Source organism: Pseudoxanthomonas sp. CCNWLY206-1, from assembly GCF_039710385.1.
Classification (GTDB): Bacteria; Pseudomonadota; Gammaproteobacteria; order Xanthomonadales; family Xanthomonadaceae; genus Pseudoxanthomonas_A.
The window spans coordinates 311,956-331,980 of record NZ_JBDKXI010000004.1 but is presented as its reverse complement, the minus strand read 5'-3'; the positions used below and the strand labels follow the sequence as shown (position 1 = coordinate 331,980).

Annotated in this window: 15 protein-coding genes; 9 read left to right on the top strand and 6 right to left on the bottom strand. The window is 63.2% G+C overall.

What is annotated here, in order from left to right; all coding sequences use genetic code 11:
* The first annotated feature begins 62 nt into the window (after positions 1–62).
* Genes AADW18_RS11805 through AADW18_RS11790 form a run of 4 tightly spaced genes read left to right on the top strand, consistent with a single transcriptional unit; the run spans position 63 to position 3,354 of the window.
* Positions 63–2,111, top strand: coding sequence for a SpoIIE family protein phosphatase (locus AADW18_RS11805; RefSeq protein ID WP_337343581.1), 2,049 nt, complete (start codon positions 63–65; stop codon positions 2,109–2,111).
* Positions 2,083–2,520, top strand: coding sequence for an ATP-binding protein (locus AADW18_RS11800; protein ID WP_337343580.1), 438 nt, complete (start codon positions 2,083–2,085; stop codon positions 2,518–2,520). Before AADW18_RS11805 ends, AADW18_RS11800 begins: the two co-directional genes overlap by 29 nt.
* Positions 2,517–2,900, top strand: coding sequence for an STAS domain-containing protein (locus tag AADW18_RS11795; protein WP_337343579.1), 384 nt, complete (start codon positions 2,517–2,519; stop codon positions 2,898–2,900). Before AADW18_RS11800 ends, AADW18_RS11795 begins: the two co-directional genes overlap by 4 nt.
* 37 nt (positions 2,901–2,937) lie before the next feature.
* On the top strand, positions 2,938–3,354 hold the full coding sequence (locus tag AADW18_RS11790; protein ID WP_337343578.1) for an STAS domain-containing protein: 417 nt from the start codon (positions 2,938–2,940) through the stop codon (positions 3,352–3,354).
* A gap of 601 nt (positions 3,355–3,955) precedes the next feature.
* Here AADW18_RS11790 and AADW18_RS11785 read toward each other — a convergent pair.
* From AADW18_RS11785 to AADW18_RS11770, 4 genes are all read right to left on the bottom strand, one after another.
* On the bottom strand, positions 3,956–6,253 hold the full coding sequence (locus AADW18_RS11785) for an NADP-dependent malic enzyme (protein ID WP_337343577.1): 2,298 nt from the start codon (positions 6,251–6,253) through the stop codon (positions 3,956–3,958).
* Between the two features lie 276 nt (positions 6,254–6,529).
* Positions 6,530–7,618 carry an ABC transporter substrate-binding protein gene (locus AADW18_RS11780; protein ID WP_337343668.1) on the bottom strand — a complete coding sequence of 363 codons (1,089 nt, stop codon included), beginning with the start codon at positions 7,616–7,618 and terminating at the stop codon, positions 6,530–6,532.
* Between the two features lie 8 nt (positions 7,619–7,626).
* Positions 7,627–9,033 (bottom strand): sensor histidine kinase N-terminal domain-containing protein, encoded by a 1,407-nt coding sequence (locus AADW18_RS11775; RefSeq protein WP_337343667.1) that lies wholly within the window; start codon positions 9,031–9,033, stop codon positions 7,627–7,629.
* Positions 9,026–9,736 carry a response regulator gene (locus tag AADW18_RS11770; RefSeq protein WP_337343666.1) on the bottom strand — a complete coding sequence of 237 codons (711 nt, stop codon included), beginning with the start codon at positions 9,734–9,736 and terminating at the stop codon, positions 9,026–9,028. The genes AADW18_RS11775 and AADW18_RS11770 overlap by 8 nt, the downstream gene beginning before the upstream one ends.
* A gap of 228 nt (positions 9,737–9,964) precedes the next feature.
* Here AADW18_RS11770 and AADW18_RS11765 point away from each other — a divergent pair, with 228 nt between their 5' ends.
* The 3 genes from AADW18_RS11765 (at position 9,965) to phbB (ending at position 13,307) form a co-directional block, all read left to right on the top strand.
* Complete coding sequence (locus AADW18_RS11765) at positions 9,965–11,146, top strand: porin (protein WP_337343576.1); 1,182 nt, start codon at positions 9,965–9,967, stop codon at positions 11,144–11,146.
* Between the two features lie 63 nt (positions 11,147–11,209).
* Entirely contained in the window at positions 11,210–12,538 is a 1,329-nt protein-coding gene (locus AADW18_RS11760) for a CitMHS family transporter (protein ID WP_337343575.1), read from the top strand.
* A gap of 28 nt (positions 12,539–12,566) precedes the next feature.
* Positions 12,567–13,307: an acetoacetyl-CoA reductase gene (gene phbB, locus AADW18_RS11755; RefSeq protein ID WP_337343574.1), complete on the top strand. Its 741-nt coding sequence runs from the start codon at positions 12,567–12,569 to the stop codon at positions 13,305–13,307.
* Between the two features lie 186 nt (positions 13,308–13,493).
* Here the strand turns inward: phbB and AADW18_RS11750 are convergent, their stop codons facing one another.
* Complete coding sequence (locus tag AADW18_RS11750) at positions 13,494–14,840, bottom strand: dicarboxylate/amino acid:cation symporter (protein WP_337343573.1); 1,347 nt, start codon at positions 14,838–14,840, stop codon at positions 13,494–13,496.
* 185 nt (positions 14,841–15,025) lie between these two features.
* Between AADW18_RS11750 and AADW18_RS11745 the strand changes: the two genes are divergently transcribed.
* Positions 15,026–17,698, top strand: a complete 2,673-nt coding sequence (locus AADW18_RS11745) for a NahK/ErcS family hybrid sensor histidine kinase/response regulator (RefSeq protein ID WP_337343572.1) — start codon at positions 15,026–15,028, stop codon at positions 17,696–17,698.
* Positions 17,699–17,889: 191 nt separating this feature from the next.
* On the opposite strand, the gene AADW18_RS11740 is transcribed toward AADW18_RS11745, so the two are convergent.
* Positions 17,890–18,537, bottom strand: coding sequence for a response regulator transcription factor (locus AADW18_RS11740; protein WP_337343571.1), 648 nt, complete (start codon positions 18,535–18,537; stop codon positions 17,890–17,892).
* Positions 18,538–18,695: 158 nt separating this feature from the next.
* Here AADW18_RS11740 and AADW18_RS11735 point away from each other — a divergent pair, with 158 nt between their 5' ends.
* Positions 18,696–19,868, top strand: coding sequence for a porin (locus tag AADW18_RS11735; protein ID WP_337343570.1), 1,173 nt, complete (start codon positions 18,696–18,698; stop codon positions 19,866–19,868).
* Positions 19,869–20,025 lie beyond the last annotated feature (157 nt).

Sequence of the window (20,025 nt, the reverse complement as noted above, 5' to 3'; positions counted from 1 at the left end):
CTTTGACGCTTTGCAACATTGCGCGCGTCTTATTATCGGCGGTGGGGAGATCGGGGGATCGAATGTCGGGAAGACAACAACCTGCTCAAGCACCGCCGCATGTCGACAAAGGCAGGTCCGGCGATGGCGTGCAGTGGGGGCGAAGCCTGCGCACGCGCATCGCGTTGTGGGCGGGTTTGGTGAATGTGGTGCTGTTGTTGCTGCTGGCGCTGACGGCGGCCTGGTTCGGACGGCGCGCCATTGAAGAAGACGCGCGCCTGGACACCCGCGCCAGCACGCAGGAGGCAGCGTGGCGGCTGGACGAGGCGTTGCGTGTGGTGACCATCACCACGCAGGGCGTATCGAACCTGGTCGCCAACTCGCGCCTGGATGCCGAAGAACTGACCATCACGCTGCGCGCGATGGTGAAGGCCACACCCGGCTGCGCGGGCGGGCTGCTGATCCTAGAACCGCGACAACGCGGCGACGCGATGTTCGCCCGCTACATCGCCGCCAACGGTCGCGACCGCGATCTGGTCGCCGACGGTTATGCCTTCCGCGATCAAGGCTGGTACCAGCGCACCGTGGCCGCACCCGCTGGTTGGTGGTCCGAGCCCTACCTCAACGAAACCGCCGGCGGCGTGTGGATGGTGACCTACAACATGCCGCTGCGCGACCCGGGCCAGGGTGCGACGACACGCGGCATGGTCAGCCTGGATCTGCCGTTGAGCAATCTGACCGAGATGGTCGAATCGATGGCGAGCATGCCGGGCTGGCGGGTGTCGCTGGTGGCGCCGGCAGGCACGCTGGCGATGAATCCGGAAGTCGGTGTCGAGCAGCGGGAAACATTGGACGATTACATCCGCCGCGTTGGCCGCCATGATTTCGCGCCCGCTGCCCAGGCCGTACGCTCGCGCCAGCGTTTGCAGTTTGTGCACACCGATCTGAAAAGCGGCGAGAAGCGCTACACGGTTGTGGAACCGGTGGGCGACAGCGGCTGGATGTTGTTGGTCGCGCAGTCGTACGAACTGATCGTCGCGCGCCTCAATCACGCGCTCTATCTGCTGATCGCAGTGGGCGTACTGTTGGCGCTGATCTGCATGCTGGTGGTGCGCAAGCTGGCCCGGCAGATCAGCCGGCCGATGGAGCGGTTGTCGGATTCCGCCGCGCACCTGGCGCAGGGCCACTACGAAACGCCGGTGCCGCATACCGGCGGCAGCGACGAAGTCGGGCAGATGGCGCGCACGCTGGAACACGCGCGCGTTTCCATTCGCCAGCAGTTGCACGAGATCGAAGAGATGGGCGCGGCGCGGCAGAAGATCGAGAGCGAGCTGTCGATCGCGCGCGATATCCAACTTGCCATGCTGCCGCCCGGTTGCATGATCGACCGTCAAGGCGTCCATCTGGAAGCGCAGGCGCAACTGGAACCGGCCAAGGCGGTAGGCGGCGATTTCTACAGTTTCCTGGAAACCGGCGACGGCCGGCTGTGGTTCGTCATTGGCGATGTTTCCGACAAGGGCGTGCCGGCAGCGTTGTTCATGGCACGCACCATGACCGTGCTGGAAGTGGCCGCGCGCGCCACCCAATCATTGGAACTGGTATTGGCGGAAGCGTCGCGGCGACTGGTGGAAGGCAACGACACCTGTATGTTCGCCACCGTGCTGTGCGGCACCATCGACACGCAAAGCGGCGATTGCATCATGGCCAGTGCCGGCCACGACGCGCCGTTGCTGTTGCTGCCCGATGGCAGCACCGAATGGGTGCCGGTGGTATCTGGGCCGCCGCTGGGTTTCGAGATCAGCCTGGACTTCCCGCTTTGGCGCGGAACGCTGCCCGACGGGGCCACGCTGGTGGCCTACACCGATGGCGTCACCGAGGCCTTCAACCCGGACAACGAGGCCTACGGCGCCGAGCGACTGCGAGCCGCGCTGCAGCCGCACTACAGCGCGCGCGAACAGTGCCAGCGCCTGATTGCCCAGGTACACGCATTTACCAATCCCGCGCCGCAATCGGACGACATCACGGTGCTGGCGATCCAACTGCGCCGGATCGCGGCGGTGCCGGCCACGCCCCCTTATGACTTGTCCCCTCAGGAGTTAGCGCATGCAGATGCGATTGATGATCCCGCGTGAGTACGCCCGTGTCGACGACCTCAATGCCTCGCTGGAAGCCGTCTTGGAGAACAACGGTGTCAGCCGCGGCTTGCGCGACGACGTACGGTTGATCGTGGAGGAACTCGCCTGCAACGCCATAGAACATGGCGACCTGAGCGATGTCGAAGCCGAGCAGCACGAATTGCGCGTGGATATCTCAATCCGCGATAGTCTGCTTGCGCTAGAGTTCCGCGAAAGCGGCGCGCCGTTCAACCCGCTGTCGCTGCCCTCGCCCGAGCTGGATGCCGACATCCTGGATCGCCCGACCGGCGGCCTGGGTGTGCACCTGATCCGACAGGTGGCAGAAGAAATGCACTATGAGCGAGTGAACGGTTGTAATGTTTTGTCCGTCAGCTTGCGTATCCCCACATTGGAGAAACAAACATGAGTCTGGATATCCAGATCCAGCCCCCAGGAAAAGGCAGCCAGCGCATCAATCTCAGCGGCCGCCTGGATACGCACACCTACGAAGACCTGGACATGGCGCTGGTGCCGATACTGACGCCGCAGCTGCATTCGCTGGTGCTGGACCTGTCCGGCCTGGAGTACATCAGCAGCGCCGGCATCCGTTCCATCTTCAAGGCGCGCAAGTATCTGGCGGCCGGTGGCGGCAAGGTGCTGGTAGTTAATCCGCAGCCGCAGATCCAGAAAGTGTTCGACGTGGTGAAGGCGGTGCCGATGAACGAGATTTTCTCTTCCACCGCCGAAGCCGACGCCTATCTGGACGCCATGCAGCGTAAAGTGCTTGAAGGTCGGGACGACGATTGACGCCGCCCTGCCAGACGCCACACCAGGGAGAGCGCCGATGACGCGGGCCGCGGAAAAACTCGTTATCGAGGTGTACCCGCCGGTCAACGGCAATCAATACGTCACCCTGGCCGGACGGCTGGACACGCATAGCCATGCGGCGTTGGAAGAGCGGCTGGCGCCGCTGCTGGCGGGCAAACCGCACGCCCTGGTGCTGGACCTGGCGCATCTGGAGTACATCAGCAGTGCTGGCGTCCGTTGCATTCTGAAAGCCCGCAAGTCGCTGGCCCCTTACGAAGGCAAGCTGCTGATCGTCCACCCGCAGACGCAGATCCAGAAAGTGATCGAAATGGCGCAGGCGGTACCGATGGATGACATCTTCGAATCCACCGCCGATGCGGATGCTTATCTGGATGCCATGCAGCGTCGGATATTGGATGGGGAACCGGAGCAGCCGCCGCCCGCGGTTTTGTAAAGGCGGCCCTTGCCCTTGTAGGAGCGGCGTCCCGCCCATTCGCCGTGTACGTTCGTCGGCTGTAGGAGCGGCGTCCCGCCGCGAGCTTTTCCTGTCAGATCGCGAGAAGCGAAGAGCTCGCGCCGAGACGGCGCTCCTACAGGTCATTCGTCTTGTGCGTTCGTCGGCTGTAGGAGCGGCGTCCCGCCGCGAGCTTTTCCTGTCAGATCGCGAGAGAAGCGAAGAGCTCGCGCCGGGACGGCGCTCCTACAGGGGTCATTCGCCTTGTGCGTTCGTCGGCTGTAGGAGCGGCGTCCCGCCGCGAGCTTTCCCGTCAGGTCACGATGGAAGCGGAGAGCTCGCGCCGGGATGGGGCTCCTACAACGTTATCAATGCAAGCTCGAAGCCGTGTGTTTGAAGAACATTTAAAGCCTGTCGTTCACCATCCGGGCGCGCTGCGGCGCGTTCTTGATCATGCACCTGAGCATCTATCGGGGCGCGGAGCGGCGTCCCGCCGCGAGCTCTTGCTGTCAGATCGCGACACGAGCGAAGAGCTCGCGGCGGGACGCCGCTCCTACAGAGGCAGGGATCTCCTCCTGTGGAGCTTTACGAGACTGCCAATTCAATCGTGGCTGGCTTTCTCGGCTTCCAGTTGATGACGGATTTGCGCGTCGACGGCCGCTATCGCGGTCATGTTGATGACGCGGCGCGGGGTGGCGCTGGTGGTCAGGATGTGCACGGGCTTTGAGATGCCCATCAGGATGGGCCCGATGGCGACGCCGTCGGTAACCACGCGCACCATGTTGTAGGTGATGTTGGCTGCATCCAGATTCGGCAGCACGAACAGGTTGGCGCGGCCGGTCAACGTGCTGCCCGGCATGATGCGGTTGCGCAGCACTTCGTCCCAGGCGGTGTCGCCCTGCATTTCGCCGTCGACGTTGAGGTCCGGCTTACGCTTGAGCAGTAGCTCGCGCACCTTGCGCATCTTCATTGAACCGGGCGTCTCGTGGCTGCCGAAGTTGGAATGCGACAGCAACGCGATGCGCGGTTCGATGCCGAACAGCTTGAGGCGATACGCCGCCTGCAAGGTGGCTTCGGCGATCTGCTCGGCGCTGGGGTCGTCCTGCACGTGGGTGTCGAGGAAGAACCACGCACCTTGGTTGTTGATCACGCCGGTCATCGCCGAGGTCGACTGCACGCCCGGATCCAGCGGGATCACGCTGCGCACGTAGCCGAGCTTCTTGTGGAAGCGGCCGACGATGCCGCTGACCAGCGCATCGGCTTCGCCACGCGCCACCATCACCGCGGCGATCAGGGTCGGCCGCGAGCGCATCAGGTTCTTGGCCGCCGATACGGTGACGCCACGGCGCGAGGTCAGCGCGTGGTAGTACTGCCAGTATTCGTTGAAGCGCGGATCGTCGTCGACGTTGGTCAGTTCGAAATCCACGCCGGCGCGCATGCGCAGGCACAGGCGCTTGATGCGCGCGTCGATGACGTCGGGACGGCCGATCAGGATCGGGAACGCCAGGCCTTCGTCGATCACCGTCTGCACCGCGCGCAGCACGGTTTCTTCTTCGCCCTCGGCGTACACCACGCGCTTCTTGTCGGCGCGCGCACGGTCGTACACCGGCTTCATCATCAGGCTGGTGCGGTAGACGAACTGGCCGAGTTTTTCGCGATAGGCCTCGATGTTCTCCAGCGGGCGCAAGGCCACGCCGGAATCCATCGCCGCCTTGGCGACCGCGGGCGCCAGTTCGACCAGCAGGCGCGGATCGAACGGACGCGGGATCAGGTATTCCGGACCGAAGCTGGGGACGTCGTCGCCGTAGGCCGCGCCCAGGTCGGAGGCTTCGCGCCGCGCCAAACTGGCGATGGCGTTGACGCAGGCCAGTTTCATCGCCTCGTTGATGCCGGTGGCGCCCACGTCCAGCGCGCCGCGGAAGATGTACGGGAAGCAGAGCGCGTTGTTGACCTGGTTGGGATAGTCGGAGCGGCCGGTGGCGATGATGCAGTCCGGGCGCACCCGCTTGGCGTCTTCCGGCGAGATCTCCGGATTGGGATTGGCCAGCGCCAGGATGATCGGCTTGTCGGCCATGGTCGCGACCATTTCCGGTTTCAGCACGCCGGCGGCGGACAGGCCCAGGAACACATCGCAGCCGACCACGATCTCGGCCAGGGTGCGCTTGTCGGTGTCGCGCGCGTAACGCGCTTTGTCGGGGTCCAGATGCGGACGGCCGGTGTACAGCACGCCATCGCGATCCACTGCCAGGATGTTCTCCGGCTTCAAGCCCAGCGCCACCAGCATGTCCAAACAGGCGATGCCCGCCGCGCCAGCGCCGCTGGTGGCCAGCTTCACGTCTTCGATCTTCTTGCCCACCACTTCCAACGCGTTGACCACTGCCGCGCCGACGATGATCGCGGTGCCGTGCTGGTCGTCGTGGAAGACCGGGATCTTCATCCGCTCGCGCAGCTTGCGCTCGACGATGAAGCATTCCGGCGCCTTGATGTCTTCCAGATTGATGCCGCCGAAGGTCGGTTCCAGGCTGGCGATGATGTCGACCAGTTTGTCGGGGTCGGTTTCGTCGATCTCGATATCGAATACATCAATGCCGGCGAACTTCTGGAACAGCACGCCCTTGCCTTCCATCACCGGCTTGCCCGCCAGCGGACCGATGTTGCCCAGGCCCAGCACTGCGGTGCCGTTGGTCACCACCGCCACCAGATTGCCGCGCGCGGTCATCTCGCTGGCCTGGTTGGGATCTTCCACGATCGCTTCGCAGGCATAGGCCACACCCGGCGAGTACGCGAGCGCCAGGTCGCGCTGGGTCAGCATGGGCTTGGTCGGCGCGATCTTGATCTTGCCGGGGGGCGAGACGCGGTGGTATTCGAGCGCGGCCTGTTTCAGATCTTCGTTGGACATGGAAGGGGCATGGAATGGCAGGGCCATCGATTCTAACGGCTCTGCTGTGCGATTACCGGGCAGTGTGTGAATGATTTCGGGATAACAAGTACCGTCATCCCAGCGAACGCTGGGATCCATCTTGCTCTTGATTGCTCTTAAGAGCGGAAAAGCAAATGGATCCCAGCGTTCGCTGGGATGACGGTACGGGAGTTTCGCTGCGCCGTCATTAATCCCTATTCGCTATTGCCTATCGCCATTCCCAATTCCCAATTCCCGACTCCCAACTCCCGGCTTCTACCGATCCGGCGGCAACTGCTCGATGCTGCTGCGCCATGCATCGAGGAACTGGCGGCGCTTGAGTGCGTCCAGGTAGACCAGCAGACCCGGTCCCAGCTTGATCGGACGAAATGGCTGGTTTCGGCCGTCCTCGCGGCCGTAGGGCGCTGCGGCGGTAGCGCTGTCCGAGATCACCGGTTCGACATGGGCATGCCGGGCCAGGGCCTGTTGGCCCTCCGGCGATAGCAGGAAATCCAGGAACCGGTCCGCCTGCGCGGGATTGGGCGCATGCCGCGGAATCAACGCGGTTCGCAGCAGCACCAGGGTGTAGTCCTCCGGCTGCACGATGGCCAGCGATTTTCCAGCAGCCATGCGCAAGCGCGCATAGGACGACAGCGCGTTGTAGGCCAGCGCCAATTCGCCATTGGCGACCCGGTCCAGCAGCACGCCGCTGCGATTCTCGCGACGCACCTGGTTATCGCCCAACGCCGACATCAACGCGCCGGCCATGCTGCCGGTCTGGTTGTCCTGGGTCGCCAGCAGATAGCCGACGCTGCTCTGGGCCGCGTCGTAGATGCCGACGCGTCCAGCCAATGGTGCATCCGGCGCGCGCAGCAATTCCAGCAGCTGGCGACGCGTGCGCGGCACGCGTCCGGCGGGCAACAGACGGGGGTTATAGGCGATCACCACCGGCTCATAGCTGATCGCGGTGATCTCATTGCGCCAATGGGCCCATGCCGGCAGCTTGTCGGTCAACGCGCTGCGGTGCGGCTGCGCATAACCGTCGTTGACGAGCTTGGTCTGCAAGTCCATGCCGCTGCTGATCAGCAGGTCGGGGCCATCTTCACGCGCGGCGGCCGTAAGGAACCTGGCGGTCAGGTCCTGCGCGATGTAATCCACATAGACCACTTCGGTGGCGGGATGCCTGCGCTGGTAGTCGCGAATGATCGGCGCGAACACTTCCATGTCGGTGGTGCCATAGATGGTGAGGCGTTCGATCGGTGCCGTACCGCGGGTCAGCGCGGGAAAAAGCTGCGTGGTGCCGGGCGCGGCATTCGCCGTGCCATGCAGTGCGAGCAAGACCACTATCAGGAAGAGACAGCGCAGGCTTCGGATCATGGGAATATCCGCGGAAATCGCAGCGTGACGATCAGGCCACCTTCGACGCGATTGCTTAGATCGATACGGCCCTGATGGCTTTCGACGACACGCTTGACGATGGCGAGACCCAAACCTGCCCCGCCCGTACCCGCATCGCGGCCACGCACGAAACGATCGAACACTTGTTCGGCCTCGGCTGGGGCGATACCAGGGCCATGGTCGGCAACGGTGACAACCCAGTCGTCCTGGTCCAGCGTCAACGCCAGTTGCAGCGGGCCGCGGCCGGTTTGGCCGTACTTGAAAGCGTTGTCGATCAGATTCTTGAGGGCCTCCCGCAGCAGCAGCGCATCCCCTTTCACCAACGCGGGACCCGCAGCCAGCGCCAGGCGCACATCCGGACGCTCACCGGCGAGCAACTGCGTCTGCGGGATCGATTCGTGCAGCGCCTGATGCAGCACTTCGGCCAAGTCCACCGACTCGAAACGTTGCAAGTTGGCGCGATGGATGACGCTGGCATCGCTGAGCAACTGGTTGAGCAGGCGTGAGAGTTGGCTGGAGTTGCGTTCGATCGCTTCCAGGCTGTGTTGCCGCTCTTGCGCGTCATCATCGTCCAGCGCCAGCTGCACTTGCGCATGCAGTGCCGCGAGCGGAGTGCGCATCTGGTGGGCGGCTTCGGCCATGAACGCGCGCAAGGTCTCGTTGCTGGTGTCCAACCGCTCCATGAAACGATTCAGTGCCGCCACCATCTGCTCCAGTTCCTGCGGCACAGGCCCGGGTAGCGGCTTGAGATCGGACGGTTCCCGCCGCGACAGGTCGCGCTCGATGCGGACCAGCGGACGCAGCGCCTGACGTACGCCCAACCAGGACAGCAACAGCATCAACGCCGACAACAACGCAATCGGCAACAGCGCGCGCAACACCATGTCGGCCGCCAACGCATCGCGTGCGCGCCGGGTTTGTCCCACCTGCACGATCACCTGCCGCTGGTCGGAGACGGACGACACGCGTCGTGCCACCGCGGCGAAACGCACGGTTTCGCCACTGTACGGGGCATCGAACAAGACGGCGTCACCGTCCAGCTCCGGCAAACGCGGCGGCGACGGAAGATCGGCATATCCCGTGATCGATCCCGCACCACGTTCGGCGACGCCATAGAACACACGGTCTTCGGCGGCCATGCCCAGCAAGTCCAGCGCGGCGTAGGGAAAATCAACCTGCCAATGGCCTTCGGCGAGCACCACACTGCCGGCGATGGATAGCGTCGACGACACCAGCAAGTGATCGAAGGAGCGATCGGCGGCGCGGTAGCTGTAGTCGCGCGCGGCGACGTACAGCACGAGAAGACCCAGCAGCGACAAGCCGCCCAGATACAGCAGCAGCTTGCGCCGGATCGATCCGCCCGAAACCACCGGCTCAGCCATCGCCATCGCTCGAGTTTTCTGGCTCCGTTTCGGCTGGATCGTGCGCCTCGGCCATGTAGCCTGCACCGCGTACGGTGACGATGCGTAGTGGCGTACCTGCCAACTTCTTGCGCAGACGGCCGATGTACAGCTCGATGGCGTTGGGACCGGCCTCGTCATCGAAACCGAATAGCCCTTTGGCGATGTCGTCCTTGCTGACCAGTTGGCCGATTCGGCCCAGCAGTATCTCCAGCAGGCGATATTCGCGGTTGGGGAGCTCAATGGGTTCGCCATCGAGCGTCAGCCGATGCGCGGCATTGTCGAACGCGAGTGCGCCGATCTGCAGGACTTCGCTGGCGTGGCCGCGGTTGCGTCTTAGCAGCACCCGGCAACGTGCCTCGAATTCGCGAAAGTCGAATGGCTTGGCCAGGTAATCGTCAGCACCCGCATCGAGCGCTTTCACTCGATCCTCGATGCCATCGCGTGCGGTCAGCATCAGCACGGGCGTGGTATCGCCACGTTCGCGCAAGTCCGCCAGCAAGCGCAGGCCGTCGAGCCGCGGCAGGCCGATATCCAGCACCACGACATCGAACGGCTCGTAGCGCAACACGCTGGCCGCGGTCAGTCCGTCGGACTGCCAGTCCACCGCGTGGCCATTGCGTCGCATCCGGCGAACGATGGCGTCGGCTAGATCGGCATTGTCCTCGACCAGCAGCATTCTCATCGGATTGCGATGCGGTGCGGATGATGCGGTGCGGTGCAACAAGCGTTCATGGGGCCAGGGCTGTGCCGCGCGATAAGGATGACCGCTCTATTCAAGCACAGCATGGCGATGCGATGACCACATTTGTGACGTCGCAACATTGGAGCAGCAACGACAGGTGAATGACAGCTTCGCCGGCCTAGGCTCTGACCGACCACGATGGAGTGGATCGCGTACCTGGGAGGGGCGATGGGCAAGAGAAAGAAAAGCGCACGGGGGCTGTGCAGCGGTGGTGCGATATTGCTGGTGCTGTGCTCGTCGCCTGTGCTCGCCGCTGACGACGACGCGCCCGTGACAGCGACGCTGGGCGGGCGTATCCACCTGGATTTCGCCAATTTCAACAACGACCATCGCGGCGCACCCAACGCCAACGACGTGGATTTTCGGAGACTCTGGCTGGATGTATCGGGCCGCTTCTTCGCGGTCGACTACAAGCTTGAAGCCGATTTCGCCGGCGACAAAACGGTCGCGCGCGACGTCTACGTCAGCAAGGATTTCTCCGCGGGCCGGCTGACCGTGGGCCAGTTCAAGCAGTTCTATTCGCTCGACGATCGCACCGGCTCCAACTACGGCAGCTTCCTGGAACGCGGCTATCTGGCCTCGACGCTCGCACCGACCTACCGCCAAGGCATTGCGTGGCAAGGCAGTCGCGACGGCTACACGTGGGGTGCGACCGGCTATCGTCTGGCCAGCGTCGACAACTGGAAAATCAAAGGCAATGCGATCGGTGGCCGCGGTACCTGGGCCCCGCGGCATGACGACGGCGACGTGCTGCACCTTGGTGTTTCGCTGGCCCACGAACGCTACGAGGAGCCCGGCGCCAACGGTACGCCCGGCCTGAGCGTCCGCCCGCGCCCGGCGGGCTATTTCTCCGATGCCAGCCGCGTCACCCTGGCGAACTTCAACAGCGGCCGCGACACCGACGTGGACAAGTGGTCGCTGGAATATGCGCAAGTGCGCGGGCCGTGGTCGTGGCAAGCGGAACTGGGTGGCGGCGAGTTCGACGACGGCGCCCAGCGCGCGCGCATTCTGTCCGGCTATGCCTTCGTCAGTTGGTTCGTCACCGGTGAATCGCGCGCCTACGACACCAAAACCGGGCGCTTCACTCGCATTCGCGGTATCCGCCATGAGCGCGGCGCGTTCGAACTGGCCCTGCGCTACGACGAAATGCGCGGACAACAGCACCTCTACGGGCAACCGGACTTCATCGCCGCCTCGGTGCAGGCTCTGACGCTGGGCGGCAACTGGTACCTGAAGCCGAACCTGCGCTTCATGTTGGACCTGATCGAAAGCCGCAACCAGGACCGCCGCATCAGCGCCACCACTGATCGCACGCATGCGGTTACCGGTCGCTTCCAGTTCGATTTCTGATCTTCCCCGCCCCGACCGTCGCCATGCGGCGGTGCCACTCCTTCTGCAACAAGGAACACGCTCATGCTGACCGCGCTCGGTTTCGGAATGGTCATCACCTTCATGTACCTGATCATGAGCAAGCGCTTGTCGCCGCTGGTGGCGCTGATCGTGATTCCGATCCTGTTCGCGCTGGCCGGCGGATTTGGCGGCGGTATCGACGAGATGATGCTGGAAGGCATCAAGAAGATCGCGCCGACGGGTGTGATGCTGATGTTCGCGATCCTGTACTTCGGCGTGATGATCGACGCGGGTCTGTTCGACCCCATCGTTGGCCGCATCCTGCGCCTGGTCAAAGGCGATCCACTGCGTATCGTGATGGGCAGCGCCGCGCTGGCGATGCTGATTTCGCTGGACGGCGATGGCTCGACCACCTACATGATCACCATCGCCGCGATGCTGCCGCTATACCAGCGCCTGCGCATGGATGCGCTGGGCCTGACCTGCGTCACCATGCTGTCCAGCGGTGTGATGAACCTGACGCCCTGGGGCGGCCCGACCGCGCGCGCGGCCACCGCATTGCACGTGGATCCGGCGGACGTGTTCGTGCCACTGATCATCCCGATGATCGTTTCGCTGGTGGGCATCTTGATGCTGGCTGCGTGGCTCGGCATGAAGGAGCGTCGCAGGCTCGGCATGGTGTACCTGCCTGGCCAGGTCGGTGGCGACTCGTTCATCGATGACAACGAGCGGCTGCCGACCATGGACGGCGACGACGAACACATCAAGCGACCCAAGCTGCTTTGGTTCAACACCGCATTGACTGTCGCGTTGATGGTCGCGCTGATCATGGGCGTGCTGCCGATGCCGGTGTTGTTCATGATCGGCTTCGCCATCGCACTGGTGGTCAACTATCCCGACATGGCCGAACAGCGTCGACGCGTGGCCAACCACAGCGGAAACGTACTGGCGGTGGTGTCGCTGATCTTCGCCGCCGGCATCTTCACCGGTATTCTGTCCAACACCGGCATGGTCGACGCGATGTCGCGCAGCTTTCTGGCGGTGATTCCCGATGCATGGGGGCCTTACCTGGCAGTGATCACTGCTGTGGCCAGCCTGCCGTTCACCTTCTTCATGTCCAACGACGCGTTCTACTTCGGCGTGCTGCCGGTCTTGTCCGAAGCCGCCGGCCACTACGGCATCACGCCGGTGGAAATGGCCCGCGCTTCCTTGATTGGCCAGCCGGTGCATCTGCTCAGCCCGCTGGTGCCGTCGACCTATCTGCTGGTCGGCTTGGCCAAGGTCGAATTCGCCGATCACCAGCGCTTCACTTTGAAATGGGCGGTGCTGATCTGCCTGTTGATGCTGGGCGCGGCATTGCTGCTGGGCCTGTTCCCCTTCTTTGCTCGTTGATTGGAGAAACACTAATGAGAGCAGTGCTATGACGCTTCGTATCGCTTACGTCACCTCCGGCATGGGCAGCATTGGCACCGCCATCTGCCAGAAGCTCGCGTTGCAGGGCCACACCGTCGTCGCGGGCTGCGGACCGAACTCGCCGCGTACGACCGCATGGCTTCGGGAGCAGCGGGAGCTTGGTTTCGAATTCACCGCCTCCGAAGGCAATGCCGCCGATTGGGATTCCACTGTTGCCGCTTTCCGGAAGGTTCGTGCGGAAGTCGGCGAGATCGACGTGCTGGTCAACAATGCCGGCGGCACACGCGACACACTGTTCCGGCAGATGACGTTGGAAGACTGGAACGCGGTGATCAGCAGCAACCTCAACGCGCTGTTCAACATCAGCAAGCAGGTAGTCGAACCGATGACCCAGCGCGGCTGGGGCCGGATCATCCACATCGCCTCGGTCAGCGCGCAGCGGGGCCAGATCGGGCAGATCAACTACGCCACCGCCAAGGCGGCGATGCACGGTTTCACGCGAGCGCTGGCACTGGAAGTGGCTGGACGCGGTGTCACTGTCAACACGGTATCGCCAGGGTACATCGCCAGTTCGGCCATCAGCGGATTTCCGCCGGATGTGCTGGATCGGTTGGCGACCGCGGTACCGGTTCGCCGCCTGGGTCGGCCGGAGGAAGTCGCCAGCTTGTGCGCGTCGCTGGCTTCAGATGACGCAGCTTATGTGACGGGTACGGACTATGCGGTCAATGGTGGGTTGCATATGGGGTGATCCGCTCGAATCGACGGTTCAACGCCATCAATAGTCGTCGTCATGACCAGCCATTCGGCTGTTGAAGAGCGCTTCCGGCGCAGGCCGGGACCTAGCGACTCCCTACATCCGGAGTTAAAGACACTGGGTCCCGGCCTGCGCCGAGATGACGGTTTTTTTTTTGACTTGCGATGAAACTCGCCAACACTAATCCGCATCACCCAACACCACCTGCCCAGGACCACCGAACCGGCCCGGAACTTGAGGTTGCAACTCCGGTGTTTCGATCAGACCACCAGGACCGGCGGACAATTCGGCCTGCAGCTTGGCCACGTCCAACTCGCCTTCCCAGCGCGACACCACCAAGGTGGCGACGCCGTTGCCGATGATGTTGGTGATGGCGCGTGCTTCGCTCATGAAGCGGTCGATACCCAGAATCAACGCCAGACCCGCAACCGGCACCGACGGCACCACCGCCAGCGTGGCGGCCAAGGTGATGAAACCAGCGCCGGTGACGCCGGACGCGCCCTTGGAGGTCAGCATGGCTACCAGCAGCAACGTCATCTGTTGCGTCAGGGTCAGATCGATGTTCATGGCCTGGGCGATGAACAGCGCCGCCATGGTCAGGTAGATGTTGGTGCCGTCCAGGTTGAACGAATAGCCGCTGGGCACCACCAGGCCGACGACCGATTTCGGGCAGCCCAGTTTTTCGAGCTTCTGCATCAGCGGCACCAGTGCGGACTCGGACGAGGACGTGCCCAGCACCAGCAGCAGTTCGCCGCGGATGTAGCGGAGGAACTTGATGATGGAAAACCCGGTGAAGTGCGCGATCGTTCCCAGCACCACCAGCACGAAGATGGCGCAGGTGGCGTAGAAGCCGCCCATCAGCTTCATCAGCGGACCCAATGCATCGACGCCATACTTGCCGATGGTGAAGGCCATGGCACCTCCGGCACCGATCGGCGCCAGCTTCATGATGGTGCCCATCATGCGGAAGAACACCTGGGAAATGGATTCGAACAATCCCATCACCGGCTTGGCCTTTTCACCCACCGCCATCAACGCGAAGCCGAACAGACACGCGAGCAGCAGCACCTGCAACAGGTCGCCGTTGCCGGTGAAGGCCTCGGTGAAAGTCTTGGGAATGATGTGCAGCAGGAAATCGACGGTGCTCTGGTCTTGTGCCTTTTCGGCGTACTTGGCAACGGCGGAGGCATCCAGGGTGGCGGGATCGACGTTGAAGCCGGCACCGGGACGCCACAGGTTGACCACCAGCAAACCGATGCCCAGAGCGAAGGTGGAGACCACTTCGAAATAGAGGATCGCCTTGGCGCCGACTCGCCCCACTTTCTTCACGTCAGCCACACCGGCGATGCCGATGACAACGGTCAGGAAGATGATCGGCGCGATCAGCATCTTGATCAGCGAGATGAATCCATCGCCCAGCGGCTTCATCGCGACGCCGGTTTCCGGCGCGAAATGCCCGATCAGTCCACCGATCACGATGGCGCACAAGACCCATAGATAGAGCCGTGAAGATTTGGCGGCTGACATGGCGGGAACTCCGGTAGCAGGATGACGGAGCGACAATGGCAGCCTTGTGGTCCGGGACCAATAACGCATTGGTACTAGGGGACGGGAATCGAGAATTGGGAATGGTGGAAATTCGCTTCTAACACCAAAGGACTAGCACTCATCAGCCCACTGGCATAAACCGTCCCCACGCGCGACGATGCAGCATGCTTTCCCAACGCCGACCCCATCTTCGACTACTGCTGATCGGCAGCGCCCTTGCGCTGTTCATCGGGCTGTTGTCCTGGCTAGTGGCACATGAAACAGAGCGACGCAGTCTGTTGACCAGCGCGGTGCAGGCGCGCGAACAGTTGCGAGTGCACGACGATGCGCTGCAGGCGGTGATCGAACGCTACCGTGTGCTACCTGTGGTACTGGCGATGGATCCGGAGGTCCATGCCGCGCTGGAGCACAGTGCGTTGGATGCGACCGACGTCGATCGCCTCAACCGCAAGCTGGAGCAGGTCAATGGCGCTGCTGCGACCTCGACATTAACCCTGCTGGATCGCCGCGGATATTCCATCGCTGCGAGCAACTGGCGGCGGCCCGACAGCAACGTCGGCGTGGACTACGGGTTTCGGCCGTATTTTCAGAAGGCCATGGCCGAAGGCGTCGGCGACTTCTATGCGTTGGGATACACCACCGGCGTACCCGGATATTTCCTGTCGCAAGCCGTGCGGGATGATCAAGGCCGGCCGATCGGCGTGGTGGTGGTGAAGCTGGTCTTCAATGAGCTGGAAGCGGCATGGCGTAATTTGCCGGATCACGTCTTTGTCAGCGATGCGCACGGCATCATTTTTCTTTCCGGTCGCGAAACCTGGCGCTATCGGGATTTGCGACCGTTGCGGGAAGACGAACGAGTCGAGTTGGCGCGCACACGCCAGTACGGCGACGTACCGCTGAAACTGCTGGCGCGCCGTGATCTGGGCGAGCTCACCGCCGGCGTGCGCCGCATCCGTGTGCCGCAAGCGGGCGAGCTGCTCTGGTTGTCGCAACCGCTGCCAAAGCAAAACTGGACATTGCATCTGCTCCGCTCTACCCGCCCGGCGCAATTTACCGGGCAAACCGCAGGTATCGCGGTCGCGGCAGGCTTGTTGGCAACCACGTTTCTTTTGCTGTTCATGCAGCAGCGACGGCGACTGGCACGACTGCGCGAACGCAGTCGGGTGGAACTGCAGCAATTGGTCGAACAGCACGCCATCGAGTTGCGCACCGCCCAGGATGGATTGGTACAGGCGGCCGGCCGCGCCGACTACGGCGAAAGCCCCAGCCTGCAACACCTGCCGCAGGGCGTGTGCGTGATCGATGCCGATCTCCGGTTGGTGGCGTGGAATCGGCGGTATATCGAATTGTTCAAGTTTCCTGCCGGCTTCATCCATGTCGGCCGGCCGATCGAAGACGTCTTCCGCTACAACGCACGCCGCGGGTTGCTGGGCCCGGGCCCGATCGAAGAGGCCATTGCACGCAGGTTGGGCCATCTGCGTTCCGGCAAACCGCACATGCACGAGCGCGAACGTGGCGATGGCACGGTAATCGAAATACGCGGCAATCCGCTGCCCGATGGCGGCTTCGTCACCAGCTACGCGGATATCACAGCTTACAAGCAGGCCGCACGCGAGTTGCGCTCGCTGGCAGATGCGTTGGAGCACCGCATCGAAGAACGCACGCGTGATCTGGCGGTAGCCAAGCGCGAGGCGGAAAACGCCAATCGCTCCAAGACGAGTTTCGTCGCCGCCGCCGTGCACGACCTGCTGCAGCCGCTGAACGCCGCGCGCATGTTCGTATCCGCACTGCGCGGACGTCTGCAGGAGCCGGGCGCCCAGCAGATCGCCGACAACGTGGAAGGTGCGCTGGCCGCGCAGGACGCCATCCTCAACAGCCTGCTGGATATTTCACGGCTGGAGTCGGGCGCATTGGAAACACGCATCCAGGATTTCGCGCTGGGTCCGCTGCTGGAGACGCTGGCGCGCGAGTTCGGGATGCTGGCGCGCGCCCGCGGACTGAACCTGGACTGGGTAGCCACGCGTGCGATAGTGCGCACCGATGAAGCGCTGCTGCGCCGCATCCTGCAGAACTTCCTTTCCAATGCAATCCGCTACACGCCGAAAGGACGCATCCTGTTGGGCTGCCGACGCACGAAGAACGGCTTGCGGATCGAAGTGCACGACACCGGCCCGGGCATTCCCGAGAGCCGTCAGCGCGAGATTTTCGAGGAGTTCCGACGGCTAGACGACGGGACAGTGGATGATCGCGGGGCTGGTCTGGGCCTGGCCATCGTCGAGCGGATCGCAAGGTTGCTGGATCATGCGGTTGGCCTGCGCTCCACCGTGGGACGCGGCAGCACCTTCAGCGTCGTCGTGCCATGGGGCGAAGCAGATGCGGTGAGTCCGGTAGTCGCTTCCATCGAATCGGACGACGACACGCTGCTGCGAGGCTGCGTGGTCTGGTGCATCGACGATGACCCGCGCGTTTGCGAAGCCAGCCGGACGTTGCTGGAGCGATGGTCGTGCCGAGTGGTGTTGGCGGCCGGAGTGAATGAAGCGCTCGCTGCCGCGCAAGTGGGTACCGCACCGCAGATTCTGTTGCTGGACGTGCGTCTGGGTCAGACGACTGGACCTGAGTTGTATATGCAGTTGGTGGAACGTTGGGGCCAGGACACCGCGGTGATCCTGGTGACCGCCGAGCACGACGACGCGGTGCGAGCACTTGCCCGTGAGCGTGGTTGGGGGTTTTTGTCCAAGCCGGTTAGGCCGGGTGCGCTGCGCGCGTTGATGATGCAGATGTTGCTTAGGAGCGGAGAGCGCACAGTTTCGGAGGGCGACGAGGGTCAACCCGCATAGCAACAGCGTCGGCACAGCATCCGGGCTTTGTAGAGCCGAGCTTGCTCGGCTGCTCTTGTTTCGGAACGAAAAGCAGCCGAGCAAGCTCGGCTCTGCGAACAACACAATTCAATACAGCGTGCCGTTGCGACGGCATCATCGTTACAGACGCTGTGCTATCGCGAGGCGCAGCTCCGCTCTACGACGAGCCACTACAACTCCGCCGCACCCTCCTGCTGTTCCAGCGCCTTCACCAGCACCGCGGCCTGGGTGCGGCTATTGCACTCCAGCTTCTTCAAGATCGCGGTGACGTGCACTTTCACGGTGTTTTCGGCCAAGCCCAACTCGTAGGCGATCTGCTTGTTCAACAAGCCGTCGGCAATGCACAGCAATACACGGAACTGTTGCGGTGTCAGCTGCGCAAGCCGGGCAGCCAGGCGGGCATCGGATTCGGAGCGTTCCGCGGTCAGCGGCGGGAACCAGGTGCCACCGTCCAGCACCGTTTGCACGGCGGTACGAATGATCTCCACCGGCGACGATTTGGGAATGAAGCCGGCCGCGCCGAACTGCTGCGCGCGGCGGATCACCCGCGGGTGATCGTTGGATGAAATCACGATTACGGGAATATCCGCCCGTTCGCCCCGCAGATACACCAGGGAGGAGAAGCCGCGTGCGCCCGGCATGGTCAGATCCAGCAATACCAGCTGGATGTCCGGATGTTCGATCAATGCCGCCGTAAGCGTCGAAACGCTGGATGCCTCCACCGTGACAACGCCAGCCATCGTTTCGCGCAGAGCGTGCAGTACCGCCGCCCGAAACAGCGGATGGTCGTCGGCCACCAGGATCTTGTTGTCGCTCATGACGCAAGTCTGGCACGGACGACGCGTCTTGAATGCTGCCGCGCAGCACGGTGAAGCGGGCATATTCCGACTGGCAATCAGCTAGTACCAATGCGTTATTGGTACTGGGACATACAACTGTCATCTTTCAGTTCATCCTTCCTTAATCTGACACGCCGATGACCCTGCGACGCACCCGCCTGCTTCCCTTCGCACCGCTCCTGTTGCTCGCATGCTCCGCCGGCGCGCAAGCAGCCGAGGGCGAGGAAAAAGACATCACGGCCAAGGTGGGCGGACGATTGCACTGGGATATCGCGCGTTTCGACAACGATTCTCGCGGAGCGCCTGTCGCTGACGATTCGGACCTGCGCGCGGCCTGGCTGGACGTTTCCGGCAAGTTCTATGGCCTGGGCTACAAGTTGGAAGCTGACTTCTCCGGCGACGAAGTGATCGCGCGGGATGTCTATGTCACTCGCAAGTTCAAGGCGGGTACGTTGACCGTCGGCCAATTCAAGCAGTTCGTCACCTTGGATGATCGAGTCAGCTCCAACCACATCCCCTTGGTGGAGCGCAGCTATCTGGGCCAGGCGCTGGCGCCGACCTATCGCCTGGGCGCCGGCTGGTTGTCCGCACGCAATGGCTACACCCTGGGCGGCGGCATCTATAGCCTGGAAAGCATCGACGTCTGGCAAACCAAGGGCGAGGCCGCTGTCGTACGCGGCACCTATGCGCCTTGGCGGGAGGAAGGCCGGGTGTTGCATATCGGTCTTTCGGCGGCACGTGAGGAATACGACCACCCCGGCGCGGATGGCGCCTCGGCGCTGCGGGTACGCGTGCGTCCGGACGGGCTGTTCTCCGAAGCCAATCGAGTCACCCTGCTCGATTTCAGCCGTGGACTGGACACCAGTGTGGACAAATACTCGCTGGAACTGGCGGGCGTTCACGGCGCTTTTTCTTACCAGAGCGAACTCGGCGGCGCTCGTTTCGACGATGGCGCGCAAACCGGGCGACTCTCCACCGGCTATGTCCAGGCGGCGTGGATGCTGACCGGCGAAATACGTCCTTACGATGCGAAGACGGGACGCTTTGGCCGTATCCAGCCGACGTCGCGCGGCGGCGCCTGGGAAGTGGCGCTGCGCTACGACACCATCAGCGGCCGGCAGAACGTCGATGGCTTGCCCGTATCGCGTGATCAGGAGGTCAGCGCATGGACCGCCGGCGTGAACTGGTATCCGCGCCCACACTTGCGGGTGATGCTGGACTGGGTGGAAAGCCGCAGCCGCGACCGCCTGAACAACGCAACGCTTGACCGCACCAGTGCTTTGCTGGGGCGAGTGCAGGTGGATTTCTGAGGCACGTTCGGGTAACTGGCGAGCGAACAGTTGGGAAGATTTTCTGGGTTTTCGTCACGACTTCAACCATTGCACAACGCGCAATGGCTCGATCATTCCCCGCTCCCCCTTCTCCTCATCGATCGCTGCCCTTGTAGGAGCGCCGTCTCGGCGCGAG